At 42.6% G+C, this 15,931-nt stretch carries 13 protein-coding genes and 4 tRNA genes; 1 reads left to right on the top strand and 16 read right to left on the bottom strand.

All coding sequences use genetic code 11. The features are described from left to right. Positions 1-16: 16 nt before the first annotated feature. The 6 genes from CES82_RS08690 to CES82_RS08665 form a co-directional block, all read right to left on the bottom strand. On the bottom strand, positions 17-478 hold the full coding sequence (locus CES82_RS08690) for a SprT family protein (RefSeq protein WP_098825464.1): 462 nt from the start codon (positions 476-478) through the stop codon (positions 17-19). Next, positions 471-2,636, bottom strand: a complete 2,166-nt coding sequence (locus CES82_RS08685) for a Tex family protein (protein WP_098825462.1) — start codon at positions 2,634-2,636, stop codon at positions 471-473. The genes CES82_RS08690 and CES82_RS08685 overlap by 8 nt, the downstream gene beginning before the upstream one ends. A 116-nt stretch (positions 2,637-2,752) precedes the next feature. Beyond that, positions 2,753-3,187, bottom strand: a complete 435-nt coding sequence (locus CES82_RS08680) for a hypothetical protein (RefSeq protein ID WP_098825460.1) — start codon at positions 3,185-3,187, stop codon at positions 2,753-2,755. Positions 3,188-3,198: 11 nt separating this feature from the next. Beyond that, a complete protein-coding gene (locus CES82_RS08675) occupies positions 3,199-5,850 on the bottom strand; it encodes a cation-translocating P-type ATPase (RefSeq protein ID WP_098825459.1) in 2,652 nt (883 codons plus the stop codon). Positions 5,851-6,002: 152 nt separating this feature from the next. Further along, positions 6,003-6,827 carry an NAD(+) synthase gene (gene nadE / locus CES82_RS08670; RefSeq protein ID WP_098825457.1) on the bottom strand — a complete coding sequence of 275 codons (825 nt, stop codon included), beginning with the start codon at positions 6,825-6,827 and terminating at the stop codon, positions 6,003-6,005. Positions 6,828-6,839: 12 nt separating this feature from the next. Next, positions 6,840-8,312: a nicotinate phosphoribosyltransferase gene (locus CES82_RS08665; RefSeq protein WP_098825456.1), complete on the bottom strand. Its 1,473-nt coding sequence runs from the start codon at positions 8,310-8,312 to the stop codon at positions 6,840-6,842. A gap of 120 nt (positions 8,313-8,432) precedes the next feature. Between CES82_RS08665 and CES82_RS08660 the strand changes: the two genes are divergently transcribed. Then, on the top strand, positions 8,433-9,167 hold the full coding sequence (locus tag CES82_RS08660) for a WecB/TagA/CpsF family glycosyltransferase (RefSeq protein WP_098825454.1): 735 nt from the start codon (positions 8,433-8,435) through the stop codon (positions 9,165-9,167). Between the two features lie 57 nt (positions 9,168-9,224). Here CES82_RS08660 and CES82_RS08655 read toward each other — a convergent pair whose 3' ends face one another. The 10 genes from CES82_RS08655 to CES82_RS08610 all read right to left on the bottom strand — a co-directional run bounded on the left by CES82_RS08655 (position 9,225) and on the right by CES82_RS08610 (position 15,640). Beyond that, positions 9,225-9,926, bottom strand: coding sequence for a GntR family transcriptional regulator (locus CES82_RS08655; RefSeq protein WP_098825452.1), 702 nt, complete (start codon positions 9,924-9,926; stop codon positions 9,225-9,227). A gap of 25 nt (positions 9,927-9,951) precedes the next feature. Further along, positions 9,952-11,097 carry an N-acetylglucosamine-6-phosphate deacetylase gene (gene nagA / locus CES82_RS08650; protein WP_098825450.1) on the bottom strand — a complete coding sequence of 382 codons (1,146 nt, stop codon included), beginning with the start codon at positions 11,095-11,097 and terminating at the stop codon, positions 9,952-9,954. Positions 11,098-11,241: 144 nt separating this feature from the next. Then, entirely contained in the window at positions 11,242-12,039 is a 798-nt protein-coding gene (proC, locus tag CES82_RS08645; protein WP_098825448.1) for a pyrroline-5-carboxylate reductase, read from the bottom strand. Between the two features lie 163 nt (positions 12,040-12,202). Further along, positions 12,203-12,274: transfer RNA gene (locus tag CES82_RS08640), tRNA-Gln, on the bottom strand. Between the two features lie 10 nt (positions 12,275-12,284). Beyond that, positions 12,285-12,367: transfer RNA gene (locus CES82_RS08635), tRNA-Tyr, on the bottom strand. A gap of 72 nt (positions 12,368-12,439) precedes the next feature. After that, positions 12,440-12,511 (bottom strand) — tRNA-Gln (locus CES82_RS08630). An 8-nt stretch (positions 12,512-12,519) separates the two neighbouring features. After that, positions 12,520-12,602, bottom strand: a tRNA-Tyr gene (locus CES82_RS08625). A gap of 95 nt (positions 12,603-12,697) precedes the next feature. Then, positions 12,698-13,531, bottom strand: a complete 834-nt coding sequence (locus tag CES82_RS08620) for a metallophosphoesterase (RefSeq protein WP_225364879.1) — start codon at positions 13,529-13,531, stop codon at positions 12,698-12,700. A 66-nt stretch (positions 13,532-13,597) separates the two neighbouring features. Beyond that, positions 13,598-15,016: a peptide MFS transporter gene (locus CES82_RS08615; RefSeq protein ID WP_439959060.1), complete on the bottom strand. Its 1,419-nt coding sequence runs from the start codon at positions 15,014-15,016 to the stop codon at positions 13,598-13,600. A gap of 309 nt (positions 15,017-15,325) precedes the next feature. Beyond that, complete coding sequence (locus CES82_RS08610) at positions 15,326-15,640, bottom strand: PTS sugar transporter subunit IIB (RefSeq protein ID WP_180245710.1); 315 nt, start codon at positions 15,638-15,640, stop codon at positions 15,326-15,328. Between the last annotated feature and the right edge of the window lie 291 nt (positions 15,641-15,931).

Here is a 15,931-nt window from a genome sequence, read left to right as displayed (position 1 = left end):
AATAATTTTCCGGTGGCTATTGCAGCACACTCTTTTGAAAAATCAATCTACCACGACACTTACCGCAAACAAATTTTTGCGTATTGATCCGCCGTTTTCGTTGATAGAGCTGACCGCATTTTTCACAACGGTAAACAAGGTATTTAGTGGGTTTACTCTGGCGTGGTTGACGAGGCGCATAACGTAAACCACCAACCGCCTGTAATAATTGTTTAAACGCTTTGGTGCGATGTTGACCAGATTGACCGGCCAAATGAAGATGATAATGCACTAATTCATGTTTGATAACACCCTCTAGTGTAGCTTCACCGAACACCGTCAGCATCCGTGGATTGATATCAATGTGATGATCCTGCAAATGATACCGGCCACCCGTCGTTTTTAGACGCTGATTAAAAACGGCCTGATGCCTAAATGGTTTGCCAAATGATTGAAGCGAAATCCGTTCAACCAGCTGCTGCAATTCCTGATCAGTCATTCGGTGCCACCATACTTAGCTGAATCCGGTGTCGCTGTTCATCAACCTCTAATACCCAAACAGTCACAATATCCCCAACGGACGCAACGTTCGCTGGACTGCTGACATAGGATTTTGACAGATGTGAAACGTGTACCAAGCCATCTTGTTTGACGCCAATATCAACAAAAACACCAAAATCCACCACATTTCTAACGGTACCTTCCAGCTTCATACCCGGTTTTAAATCACTCATTTGCAAAACATCCGTCCTCAAAATCGGTGCTGGCATCTCATCACGCCGATCCCGTCCCGGCTGCTGCAAGCTTTTTAAAATATCCTGAAGTGTCTCTTTGCCCACACCTAGCTGATCACTTAAAGTATTGGCATCACTATTTTCCAGTGCAGCAGCAACCGCTGGTGTACCAACCTGGTTCAATTTTAAGCCTAAATGCGTTAACACCCGTTTGGCAATCGGGTAACTCTCAGGATGAATATCCGTGTTATCCAGCACGTTTTTACCATTAACGATTCTTAGAAAGCCAACCGACTGCTCGTAAGCTTTGGGTCCAAGACGGGGAACCTTCTTTAGTTCTGGACGGCTGTTAAAACTGCCATTTTCTTCCCGATAAGCAACGATGTTACTTGCCGTCTGCTTTGAAAGTCCCGAAATATGCTCTAATAACTCAATACTAGCCCGATTTAAATCGACACCAACCTGGTTAACGGCCGTTTCAATCACGCGTGCAAGCTGCTCGTCTAGGCCACTTTCAGGAACATCATGCTGATATTGACCAACGCCGATTGATTTAGGATCAATTTTAACTAATTCGGCTAGTGGATCCTGAAGACGCCGGCCAATACTAACGGCCGAGCGTTCTTCAACATTAAAATCGGGAAACTCCGCCCGAGCGACTGCACTGGCAGAATAAACCGAAGCACCCGCCTCATTGACAATCGTATACCTGACATCTCGATCAACCTGTTTAATAGCATCCGCCACAAACTGTTCTGATTCCCGGCTTGCAGTACCGTTACCAATAGCAATCATATCAACTTGGTAGTCATTCAATAATTTAATAAAAGCTGGCATTGCTTGCTGCCGCTTTGTAGCTGAAGCAGGTTTATGCGGATAAATGACCTGTTTAGCTAAATATTTCCCATTGCCATCCATGATAGCTAATTTACAACCGGTTCTATACGCTGGATCGAACCCCATGACAACATGATTCTTTAGTGGTGCTTGCATCAACAAGTGGTACAGATTATTACCGAACACCTGAATTGCGTGTGTCTGAGCAGTTTCGGTCAATGATCGTCTCAATTCCCGCTCAATGGCTGGGCCAATAAACCGTTTATAGGCATCTTGATAGGCTGCTTCAACAATGGTCACCGATGGTCCTTGATGACGACCAATCAACTGAAATTTTAAATAGCGGTCAATGGCTGGTTCATCAACGTTAATCTTGACGGTCAGCACGCTTGCTTTTTCGCCACGATTGATGGCCAAAGTCTGGTAAGGACTCAGCTTTTTTAAAGCAGATTGAAAATCATAGTATATTTTATATACTTGATCTTCATCCTTTTGCTGTCCATTACGCTTTAATTTACTGGTTAAAATACCGTTTCGTTGCGTATAGCGCCGAACCCATTCGCGAAATTCAGCTCGCTCACCAATGGCTTCTGCCAGAATCTCATTAACGCCTTCTAGTACACTGCTAATATCCGGTACCTGATCGTTAATATACCTCTTTGCCACCGGCTCAATAGGGTCGCGTTTAAATTGCAGTACCCACTGCGCCAGCGGATACAAGCCGGCATCCTTGGCAATTGTGGCCTTGGTCCGACGCTTTTGCTTATAAGGCAGATACAAATCTTCAACCTGCTGCATCTGCGTAGCCGCTTTAATGGCAGCGGATAGTTTGGGAGTCAATTTTTCTTGTTCAGAAATTTGGTTCAGGACTTCTTGCTTCCGTTGCTGTAACTTACTGATCCGATTAGCTTCATCCTGAATCTCTCGAATTTCAACTTCATCGAGATTACCCGTCATTTCTTTACGGTAACGCGCAATAAACGGTACCGTATTATGATCGTTTAATAAATCTAACGTCACGTCAATTTGGTGACTTTTATAGGCTGGAAGTGCCTGTTTAATCAATGTTAAGGTTTCAGTTTCCATTCTTCAACATCCTTACGTGTAGTGTGTTTATTATACCATGCAGGCACCCTTACCTACGCACAAAAATAGAGCAAGCAACCATCCCGCTGACGATTACCCGCTCTATTTTCATATTATTACATCACCATCGACATAATGCGTTGCGCTGCTGAAGTAATTTTTCCCATCATATTTTCTTGTTCATGCTCAGAATCATTAAAAGCTTCAACGTTGACCGTCTGATCATCAGCGTCAATGGCATCAACCATTGCTTGGCAGGCCTGTGAATAGTTACGATAGGCAGCTACCAATTGCTTGTGCTTACCTAAAATTCTAACCGGTACTGAAGCTTGCTGCAACCGATTCAGGTTTTCGGTGTAAGCATCCGTTCCCTTTTGAAAGGTTGCTTTAATCGAAGTTAGTGTTTCCGTTCCTAAATCAGCAACTGCATCATCATCAATTGCTTTGCGCAACTTTTCAAAATCCGGATTCATTTCCGACCCAGTTTTTTCAGTATCTTCAATTACTTTACTTAAAGCAGGTAAATAACTTGCCATTGTTTTTGGCTTCATAAAAATTCCTCCTATTTTCCAAACCGCCGCTGTACCAATTTAACGATTTCGACAATCGCAATCATCAAAAGACCGGCACCCAAGACGATTCCCCATTGCAATCCATTCAACTCAGTCAAATGGAAAATGGTATTAAAACCAGGGACAACAATTGTGACCGCTAATAATAAGAACGCCGTCAGAATCGCCCAGTTCAGTGAACGATTCTTAAACAGACCAACTTTAAAAATTGACTCGTGAATCGACTTAGAGTTAAAGGCGTGGAACAACTGAATCATACCAAGTGTCGCAAACGCCATCGTTAACGCATCTGCATGAGCTAACTGCGCGCTAGCATGAACTGGGAACTTTATGGAAAGCCCATATACACCAAGTGTAATCAGCCCTTCTAGCAACCCTTGATAGATGACGTTGCCAAACACACCGCCAGAAAAGAAATTCGATGACCGGCCCCTCGGTTTACGTTTCATAATATTAGGTTCCGCTGGTTCCAATCCAAGCGCAATGGCTGGAAAGGTATCCGTAACCAGATTGATCCATAAAATCTGCACTGGTGCTAAAATTTGCCAGCCTAACAGTGTCATCACAAACAGCGTCAGCACTTCACCAATGTTAGCAGATAAGAGATACTGCAGCGCTTTTTGAATGTTAGCGAAGACCTTACGTCCCTCTTCTACCGCAACCACAATGGTGGAGAAGTTATCATCTGCCAATACCATGTCACTGGCACCCTTAGAAACTTCGGTACCAGTAATTCCCATACCAACACCAATGTCGGCAGCCTTCAAAGCCGGCGCGTCGTTTACGCCATCACCCGTCATCGCCACCACTTTACCACGCTTTTGCCAAGCATTCACGATTCGCACCTTATGTTCTGGTGCAACTCGTGCGTAAACCGAATACTGGTCAACAGTTTGATTGAACTGATCATCACTCAGCTTGTCCAGTTCGGCCCCGGTAATCACTTGATTATTACCGTTACTTTCATCAAAAATTCCCAGCCGCTTTGCGATGGCCGTGGCAGTATCCCGATGGTCACCAGTAATCATAATCGGCCGAATTCCGGCTTCATGTGCTTCAACAACTGCCTGAGCTACTTCTGGACGCTCGGGGTCAATCATGGCGATTAAACCAATGAAAATTAAGTGCTGTTCAGCAGTTTCACTGGTTAAGTCAGAAGGAACCTCGTCAACCTCATTGTAAGCAAAAGCTAACACCCGTAATGCTTGAGTAGCTAATTGGTGGTTAATGGCCATGATCTGCTGCTTATCGGCATCAGTAATGCTGCGAATCTTACCATCCAATAAGATACGATCAACTCGCTTTAATAACTGGTCTGGAGCCCCCTTGGTATACTGCGTCACCTTGCCATCCTGATCTTCATTAAACGTCGACATTAATTTTCGTTCAGAATCAAAGGGAATCTCAGCAACTCGTTTATTGCTGCTAATAGTCGCAGAAGCCGGTTCATCTTGATCCAAATAATACTGAATCAAAGCTGTTTCTGTTGGATCACCTGCGAGACCGTCATCGGTAAATTTACTGTCATTATTTAACATCATCGCTAACGCCAGAGGATCTGTTAAATCAACCTTCCGCTGTTTAGCATCAACCAGCTGACCGTTTTCATACAACTGTTCAACAGTCATCTTATTTTGGGTCAAGGTACCCGTTTTATCCGAGGCAATAATATCCGTGCTGCCAAGCGTTTCAACAGCTGGCAGTTTACGAATCAGTGCATGACGCTTTGCCATCCGCTGTGTGCCCAACGCCAAGGTGATTGTCACAATGGCTGGCATCCCCTCCGGAATTGCAGCTACGGCCAAGGAAATGGCCGTCAGCAGCATATTCACCAGAGTTTCTTCTCCACGTACCATACCAATCACAAACACCAACACCGCAATTGCCAGAATTAATATTGTCAGCCATTTTCCAAGCTGATTCAGGTTTTCTTGTAACGGTGTTTTGGTCTCTTTAGTTTCTTCGATCATGCCAGCAATTTGACCAACTTCGGTCTGCATACCGGTTGCCACAACGATTCCTGTACCTCGACCAGTAGTAATATTAGCTGTCATGTAGACCATGTTGTCACGGTCACCTAGCGCCAGATCATCTTCATCCAGCACATCGCTGGTTTTGTTCACCGGTACGGACTCACCGGTTAGTGCTGCTTCTTCAACTTTCATCACGTTAGCTGTCACTAAGCGAATATCGGCTGGCACAATGTCGCCAGCTTCGAGATGGACAATATCACCAGGAACAAGCTCATCACTTTTCACGGTAATGACTTCTCCGTGACGTTCCACGTGTGCCACTGGTGCAGCCATTTCACGTAACGAGTTAATGGCATCTTCCGCTTTGGCTTCCTGAAAGACACCAAAAACAGCGTTTAGGACGACAACCGCAAAAATAATTAAAGCATCAGCTAATTCGCCGGTTGCGCCTGCAATTAACGCAGCAACAATCAGCACAATGATCATGAAATCCTTAAACTGAGCAATAAATTTTTGCAGAATTGTTGTTTGCCGTTTGGCAGCTAACTTATTTTCACCGTATTTTTCACGTCGCTCTTTAACGACGCCCTCAGTGAGTCCTTGTTCTTGTGTCTCTAAATTTGCGAACAATTCATCCGTTGTCTGCTGGTACCAGGGTTTGTTTTTCATCTAAAATCCTCCTGTCATTTATGAAACCTGTATTTTCGTTATAAGTCTCATCGATTAAGGCCTTCCCGGGAGCCAGTTGCCCCTTGCTGACGGTTTGACCACAGAAGATTCTGCCGATTACTCCCTCATCGTATCACGCAGTTACAAGTCGCTTATTTCCAAAAAGTATCGAAAACTGTCACAGGTAAGTGACGTTTGTGCTGGGTCTTTAAATACCAGCTCTCAATCGTTTCTGCAGCTTTATCTGAAACGGTTTTACCTTCCAAATAATCATCAATCTCATCATAGTGAACACCTAATGCGACTTCATCGGGTAATGATGGTCGATTCTCTTCAAGATCCGCTGTAGGAACCTTGGTATACAGGTGCTTAGGTGCGTGAAGCACCTCAAGTAACTGTTTACCCTGACGCTTATTTAAGCGCCAGATTGGGGTAATATCAGCAGCACCATCACCAAACTTAGTGTAGAAGCCCGTTACTGCTTCAGCGGCATGGTCAGTGCCCACTACGGCACCCTGATTCGCGCCAGCAATCGTAAATTGAGCGATCATCCGTTGACGCGCCTTAATATTGCCTTTATTAAAATCAGAAATTTGTTCCTGATTTGCCTGAACCGCAGCGACTGTTGCATCCGTTGCAGGCTTAATATCAACTCGGTCGACCCGGTCAGCTTGCATAAAGTCGATTGCATCCATTGCATCGGATTCATCCGCTTGAGTACCATATGGCAATCGAACCGCAATGAATTGATAATGATCATTCTTCGTCTCTTCACGGAGTTCCATGGCTGCCATCTCAGATAACTTGCCCGCCAAAGTTGAATCCTGTCCACCAGAGATACCTAATACCAATGTCTTTAAACCCGTCTTTTGTAGATAAGCCTTTAAAAAATCAACGCTTCGTCTGATTTCCGTTTCCGGATCAATTTGTGGTTGCACCTTTAAAGCTGAAATAATCTGTTGCTGTAATTCTCTCATCTCTTCATCCTCTTACTTATTATCATAATCAATTTTTTTGACATATTCGTGAACTTTTTTAATTAAATTCATCTTGTTGTCCCATAATTTTTGAGACAAATCAACGGGATACTTTTGCGGATTCAGATCTCGCTTGTATTCTGGCCAGAGGTTTTCTAAGTTCTCTGAACAACGACTCTTAATATCGGCCAATTCTGGCTGCTGATAAACTAATCGACCCTGATCGTAAATCGTCTGTAAGATTGGGCGAGCATCAAAGTCAGTGACCGTCTTATTAATGTACGTGTAGTTAGGGTGGAACATGTACAGCTCGTCTTGGTGACGGGGGTCTTCACTCGAAAGTGCGATGTAATCCCCTTCAGACTTACCACTGTCCTTTTTTGTGATTCGCCAAACTTGTTTAGGTCCAGGCGTGGAAACCTTCTCAACATTGTTAGACAGCTTGATTGTATCTTCCATCTTACCATTTCTCTCAATGGAAACCATTTTGTAAACGGCACCTAGCGCTGGCTGATCAAAAGCCGTGATCAACTTCGTGCCAACACCCCAAACATCGATCTTGGCCCGTTGCATCTTCAGCGACATAATGGTCTTTTCGTCTAAATCGTTGGAAGCATAAATCTTAGCATCCGGATACCCAGCTTCATCTAACTGTTCGCGGACCCGTTTCGACAGGTAAGCCATATCACCGGAATCAATCCGAACACCCAAGAAATTGATTTTATCGCCCATTTCATTAGCTACTCGAATAGCACTTGGTACCCCGCTTTTAATGGTATCGTAGGTATCAACTAAGAACACACAGTCTTCATGCGTCTCAGCGTAGGCCCGAAAGGCATCATAATCGTTACCATAGGTTTGTACTAGCGAATGTGCATGCGTCCCACTAAGCGGAATTCCAAATATCTTTCCGGCACGAACATTGGATGTCGCATCAAAACCACCGATGTAGGCTGCACGAGTTCCCCAAATGGCGGCGTCAAATTCCTGTGCCCGCCGTGAACCAAATTCCATGATACCGTCATTACCGGCAACTGAACGAATTCTAGCAGCCTTAGTGGCAATGAGTGTCTGGTAGTTGACAATATTCAGCACCGCAGTTTCAATCAGTTGGCAATCAGCCAATGGCCCTTCCACTTGCAGCATGGGTTCGTTACTATAAACGAGTTCACCTTCTGCGACGGACCGAATCGTTCCTTTAAACTTGAAGTCAGTTAAATATTGGATTAATTCAGGTGAATAATCTGTTGCTTCTTTTAAGTATTCGATATCTGTTTTTGAAAAGTGTAAATTTTCGATATAATGGATGATATGTTCCAATCCGGCAAAAACGGCAAACCCGTTTTTAAAAGGCATATCGCGAAAGTAAACTTCGAAAATAGCTTGCTTATTTTGAATTCCTTCCTCAAAATAAGTTTGAATCATGCTTAATTCATACGCATCCGTATGCAACGTTGTGCTATCGTCTGGATACTGCTTTGCCATGGTTTGTAACCCCTTTAAGTGTTTGATATTTCTGGTTATGAGAACTATTCTATCATTAATCCGAATTATCGTCAGTTAAACCGAGTAGTTTACACATTATTTCTAGAATGGATGGTTATTATGTCAAAAGAATTTCCACTGGTCAGTGTTCTCAACGTTCCATTTATCAACACGACCCAAGCAGCTTTTTTAACCACAATTGAATCACACATCAATAATCGTGAAAACACGTTTGTCGTCACAGCTAATCCAGAAATTGTCATGTACGCCAGAAACAATCCTAATTATCAGCAAATTTTAAATAATGCCGACTATATTACTCCAGATGGTATTGGTATTCTAAAAGGCGCTGCAATTCTCGGAACCCCAATGGCTGAGCGTATTACTGGCTATGATACGATGCTCGACTTACTGAAATGGGGCAACGATCAACACAAGTCTGTCTATTTAATCGGTGCCAAACCCGAAGTCATCACTGATGTAAAAAATGTTGTAACAACCCGATACCCTAACCTCAATATTGCGGGCATACATGACGGCTACTTCGATGATTTTGCACCCATTGCGCAAGACATTTCTAAAACCCAGCCAGACATGGTATTCTTAGCAGTTGGCTTTCCTAAACAAGAACAGTTAATTGCCGATTATCGTCATCAAAATAACGGTCTATGGATGGGAGTCGGTGGCAGTTTTGATGTTCTTAGCGGTCACACTAAACGAGCACCAAAATTCTTTCAAAATCATCACCTGGAGTGGTTTTATCGATTACTTAGTGAACCAACTCGCTTAAAACGGATGATGGTCCTTCCAAGGTACTTAAAGACGGTTAAACAATCTGCCCGAACTAATAAATAGAACAGTATACGAAAAGAACCTAGGAGTTGATCAAACTGATCGCTTCTAGGTTCTTTTTTATTTTTCCAGTACAAATTCGAATCGTTCACCCACATATTGTGTTCTAACATATTCGAACGGCCGACCGTCTTGTAGATACGAGATTTGACGTAAGCGTAAAATCGCATCGCCACGTTTGATATCTAAGTATTCGGCAATCCTTTCTGACGCAGATGAGGCCGAAACCATTTGTTTAGCGTGTCCTGGAATTAGCCCCTTTTTGGTCTCTAAAGTTCGATAAAGGGATTCAGAAACCTCTTGTTTAGAGAGGCCTTCCACAATCTCTAACGGGATGGTTGCCACTTCAAAACTGATTGGCACGTCATCGCCATAACGAACCCGTTCCATTCGGAGAACCTGCGTATCATCTTTAAGCTTGAGCTTCTCACTTTCGCTTAAAGAAGGACTCATCACATGGTAAGAAATGGTCTTACTGGACGGTTTTTTACCTTGGGCAAGCATTAGATCAGTAAATCCAGTGACCCCTGACATTTTTTCTTGTACTTTCTGATTAGCCACAAAAGTACCCGATCCAACAAAGCGCTCTAAGATTCCTTCCTCAACTAACGTTTGAATGGCTTGTCGAAGTGTCATTCGGCTGACATGGAATTGAACGGCTAGCTCACGTTCTGATGGAATACGATCACCAACAGACCACTTGCCGGCCTCAATTGCTTTCTTGATCTCATTATGAATTTGAATATATACAGGTGATCCCATAAAATTTACGACCTTTCTTACCTAACTAATCAGTTTGACTCGCATCAAATTCGCGCCCATAACTGTAGGTTGTTTGTAGATTAAGTGCACGATCAAAAATGTTTAAATCAGCATCTAACCCAGGCAAAAGTTTACCCTTTTGAGTTAGGCCAAATTCTTCAGCTTGGTTAACCGAGGCCATTTGGACCGCATCCTCAATTGCACAGCCAGTAAAGGAAATCACGTTTCGAAAGGCATCATCGTAACGTAATACAGAACCGGCTAAGTTTCCCGTTTCAAGACGGGCTTGCTTATCTTTAACAATGACCTTTTGACCACCAAGCTCACTAATTCCTTCAGGCATACCTTTAGCACGCATTGAATCAGTGACTAGTTCAATGCGGTGAGGCCCCTTTTGTTCGTAAGCGAGTTTAATCATATCTGGTACGATATGGAAACCATCACAGATCAATTCAGCATACATATTATCTTCAAGCATAGCGTGACCAGTAACACCAGGTTCGCGGTGCTTAAATTCACGCTGTGCGTTATATAAGTGAGTGACATGAGTAGCACGGCTTGCTAACATTTGTGCTCGGGTAGCATTACTGTGACCCACTGAAGGCACAATGTGATGAGCTAAGCAGTAATCTTCAAAAACTCTAGCACCTTGATCTTCGGGAGCATAAGTAATGAGTTTAACTAACCCACCAGAAAGTTCATTCCAGTGATCTAAGAGAGAAACGTCAGGGTCCTTAATGTACTTTTCAGGCTGAGCACCTTTATAAATGGCCGCAATGAAGGGACCCTCAAGATGAACACCTTTAATGACTGGGTTAACCTTAGCTGCTTCTTTAATACCAGTCATTGCGTGGGCAATATTATCGTTGGATTGCGTCATGGTTGTTGGAAAAACGGTGGTGATTCCTTCTTTGATCATGTGATTAACCATTTGATTGATTTGATCAGCATCACCATCCATGGAATCGAAACCATACCCACCATGGGTGTGGACATCAATAAACCCAGGAACGATTACCTTACCGTTAACAAACTTAACTTCATCTTCGGGTTGTGCACGATAGTCACCCATCTGGCCCACAGCCTCAATCGTTTTGTTGAACCGAATGTAGCCATCCGCAATAACATCTTCACCGGTATAAATTGTCGCGTGTTTCAACACGATACTCATAAACTCTTCCTCCTAATCAACTCTCATCTACTCGATTAAGTTTACGAATTTATTATATACTGGTATAGACCATGTTGCAAGCCTGTTGCATTGGTATTCACTGAAGCTTAATCGTGAGAATTGCTGTTTTACAGCTTCAACAATTTATTCAGCATTATTACGATCAATTGTGGCATCAATACCCTTAACTACGGCAGTCATAAAACCAGCCTCTTCCATAGCTAGTAATCCTGCCACCGTACTGCCACCTGGTGAGGAGACTTGGTCAATGAGGCCAAAGGGATTTTCATCAGATTTCAGTACCATTTCCGCAGACCCCATCACTGCCTGTGCAGCAATCTTAGTGGCAGCTGTCTTAGTCAAACCGTGCTTAACACCGGCTCGGCTTAAACTATCGATAAAGAAATAAACGTAAGCGGGACTTGAACCGGCTAAAGCTGAGAAGGTCGCAAAATCGTTTTCAGGTAAAGTTACCGTACTACCAATCTGGTCAAACAAACCAACCGCCTTTTTCTTGGTCTCACCGGTTAAATTTTCGTTAGCATGAACTGCTGTCATACCTGCACCGATTGCGACATTCAAGTTAGGCAGCGTCCGCAAAATCGGTAAGTCATAGCCCGCTAATTCTTCTAGTCGTTCTAGTGTTAACCCTGCAACGATGGAAATTAACGTTGTCTTTTTAGGATCAAGTTGGTCACGAATTTCCTGAACGACTGAAGTTGCAACGTTAGGCGTAACGGCCAGCACGACAAAATCACTATCTTTGGCAACTTCAACATTACTTGCCTTTGCCGTAACACCTGTCTGCTTAGCGACTCTCTCATAAGTCGAAGCATGGGCACTGTGCACCAAAATATCAGATGGTGCAAGTTTAGTTTGCTTAAGAAGTCCCGTTATAATCGCTTGCGCCATGCCACCGACACCAATGAAGCCAATTTTCATGAGTATCACTCCTAAACGTCTAGATTTTGCTGTTGAGATTTTAAGTACATTATATCAGAGATTATCGTGTACCACAGTCTTTCTAAAAGCCCATCATGTATCACCATAAAATTTAAAAAAAGCCCATCAGCCAAAAGACTGATGGGAAAGTTCAGATAAATAATTGGGCTAGCTGGGTTCGAACCAGCGCATCACGGGATCAAAACCCGTTGCCTTACCACTTGGCTATAGCCCAATAAAAGAGATGGATGGGAGTGGATTCGAACCACCGAACCCGAAGGAGCGGATTTACAGTCCGCCGCGTTTAGCCAGACTTCGCTACCCATCCATAATTAGAAACAAAAACAACATCAATAACTATACAGCATAATGTATATCCAGTCAACACAAAATTGGTTGATTGGGCTAGCTGGGTTCGAACCAGCGCATCACGGGATCAAAACCCGTTGCCTTACCACTTGGCTATAGCCCAATAAAGAATGGATGGGAGTGGATTCGAACCACCGAACCCGAAGGAGCGGATTTACAGTCCGCCGCGTTTAGCCAGACTTCGCTACCCATCCGTAATTGATTTACCATAAATCAACTTAATTATAATAACAAAAATCAGTTAGTCTCGTCAAGCTGGTTTGCCGTTATTTCTCATAAAAATTGAATTTCATTCATTTTTATCGGTCAAATTAATAACCCGTACTCGTTTTAACCACTCTGACTGGAAATTACTGGTTAGCCATTCATGTCTCCGCGCGGTCCCATACCCCACTGATTGATTGAAATAAACGGTTCCTTCAAGTTCACGTGGCATCGGATGGATATGCATATGACCAAACAAAACGTATTTTACGTGATATTTAGCTAATAAATTGCCTGTACGCACACTTCCCAACATAGCGTTAGCCATATTCCAAAAACGATCGTCAGAAGTGATCCGTAAATATTCAATTCGTGGGACAAAGTGAGTCATAAATAACACTCGCTTGTGTGCCTGCTGTGCCTGTTGCAATTGCTCCTCAATCACCCGTAATTCCTCAGTCATTCTTTCTGGATCGCTTATTGGTTGTTTAATGGCCCCATCAATCCAATAGGCGCGCTTCCAGTGCAAAAAATCAGCCTCGGGGCGGTGCATGACAGCTGAAAAGGTATAGTCATACCACCCATTATTACCAATGATTCGCCAGTCGGTACCCATCACGTCAAGGTATTGACGGTGAAGGTAGGTCGTAGCCAGGGGCTTTTGAAGGTCCTCATAGCTAATATCATTAACCATGTCATGATTACCCGCAATAAACCGAACAACGGTATGCGGGGTCATCTTTTGCAACTTTTCAGCAAATGACAAAGAACGTTTAAAGTGATTAAAAAGATCTCCCGCAATCAAATAGACGCTTATTTGATTTTCCTTCAGCCAGTCACTTTGCTGTTTCAGGGTCTGTTCAACGTTCACTTTATTGATATCAAGATGGATATCACTCACCATTGCTACGTTAACCATTGTTTCTCTCCTAATTAAAAAAGTTGTGCTACGACAATATCGTAACACAACTTTAAAATGACTCGTTTATAGAACACCTTCCATTAAGCGCTTAATTGGCTTAATCATAAAGAAGAGAATGATACCAGCAATAATGGAAACAATTCCAATAATGCTGAAGTAAGCAATTTCGTTTGAAGGTGTGTAGAATTTAACGATTTGTGAGTTGACGGCTTGCCCAGCTGAATCAGCTAAGAACCACATACTCATCATTGACGACTGGAACGCTCTTGGTGCAAGCTTAGTCGTTACTGACAATCCAATTGGGGAAATTAATAATTCACCAATTTCAACGATTGCCCAGCTACCAACTAGCCATAGCGGACTGAGTAGTGAATGGGCCCCAAACATGGATATTGGAATCACTAGCAGCAAGTAAGACAAACCAGTTACTAGCATCCCCATTGAAAACTTGCTTGGTGATGAAGGCTGTTTCTTACCCAATTTAGTCCACAACGTGGCGAAGATTGGTGTGTAAATTAAAATAAATAATGGGTTCAGTGATTGATAGTTAGCTGGATTAATGTGAATGACCCAGTTAAAAAGATGAATCGTGTTGTTAGTCTGATCCTGTGCAAACAGAGCCAGAACAACAGAACCTTGTTCCTCAATTGCCCAGAAAATAGCTGCGGCAATAAATAATGGCACATACGCCCAAACACGGGAACGCTCGTGTTTTGTGACTTTCTTACTGGTCAGCATCACTGCAAAATAAGCAACTGGCGTTAACACAGCGATGATACTTAGCAAGGTGATGAAGTTAGCAATGTTAAATGCACCGAAGACGTACATAATCAACAATACTAAAATAAAGGCAATCGCACCCAAAGTAACACGGAATGATAATTTCTTAGCATCGCCAGGCTCTAACGGATCATCTGGATACAATGAATCTGCACTCAGATACTTCTTACCACCAAAGTAGTAGGAAATTAATCCGAAGAACATACCAATAGCTGCCAGTGAGAAACCAGCATGGAAATTAAACGCTGTCCACATTGCTGGTACAACAATTGGCGCGATCAGGGAACCTAAGTTAATCCCGAAAACGAAAATAGTGAAACCAGAATCACGACGTGTATCTTCTGGTGAATACAACGTCCCAACCATTTCGGAAACGTTTGGCTTCAATAAACCAGTACCAATGGTGATTAAGCAAATCGAAATAAATAACGCGATTTTACCAGCTGGTAATGACAAACAGATATGACCAAACATGATCAAAACACCGCCGTAAAATACGGTCTTACGGCTACCCCAGATACGGTCACTTAAAAAACCACCAAGCACTGAGGATAAGTAAACCAATGACCCGTAAATCGACATGATAGAGGCAGCAAGCCCCTTGTCCATGCCAAGGCCACCCTTTGCAATTGAGAAATACATGTAGTAAATCAAAATTGCTTTCATACCATAGTAACTGAACCGTTCCCACATTTCAGTCATGAATAACGTAGATAATCCACGTGGCTGACCGAAGAATGAGCGGTCTAATTGCTTGTTTCCTTGGTTATCCAAATTCAAGCCCTCCAGACATCTCTCACTCAAGCAATACCATTTATTTACCGAAGTGATGATTAAAGGAGCGGGAACCCCGCTCCTCATAGTATTCTAATTGAAACATATAGGATATTATACGCCAGAAAGGGATTCAACGCAATGGCATTTAGGGTATAAAACACTAGCTAGCATTGATTTTGCGAGAAATGTGTCTAATAAAAAAAATTCATTTTTATACCTTATTTGTGTTTTAATTTAACCTACGACTTTATTCTTATCTAATTCTGTCATAGTAAATTTAACCAAGCTTTCACCATTGACCCAAGCATAAATATCATCTGGGATTTTTTCCAATCGTGAGTTAACATTCTTTAAAGCAGCGTAATTACAACCGACTTGTGGCGCAACTAAAATTAAATCTGCAGTCTTTAAACCATCATTTTTTGCGGCAGCAACACTTGTTGATTCAAACGTAATATCAGCATGGTAAGCCTCAGCAGATCGTTGAGCAGTTTCTTGCAATAATTGACTCGTAATTCCACTAGCACATACAATTAATACAGTTGTCATAATCATTTACCTCCAAATTTTGCTTTATGTATTAGCGCGTTCATTGTGTATAGGTTACCACCAAAAAATGTATACCACAAGTTAAATTGTTATTGATTTCCTTTTATTTTAGCCGTTTTAACATCTATACCAATTATATAAGCTAGATTATTTGTGGTTTTTTAGTCTTCGGTCAACATCAATCGTTACAAAAGTGTACAAAAACTTACTAACATTAGTGATGTAATCAATCTCGACGGAGATGATTACATCACTTTTTTGATAAAGTGATAGTGGAACTAAGGCCGCGGT

Origin of the sequence: Secundilactobacillus silagincola, from assembly GCF_002583405.1 — a bacterium.
GTDB classification, from domain to species: domain Bacteria; phylum Bacillota; class Bacilli; order Lactobacillales; family Lactobacillaceae; genus Secundilactobacillus; species Secundilactobacillus silagincola.
This window is presented reverse-complemented; position numbering and strand designations above follow the sequence as displayed.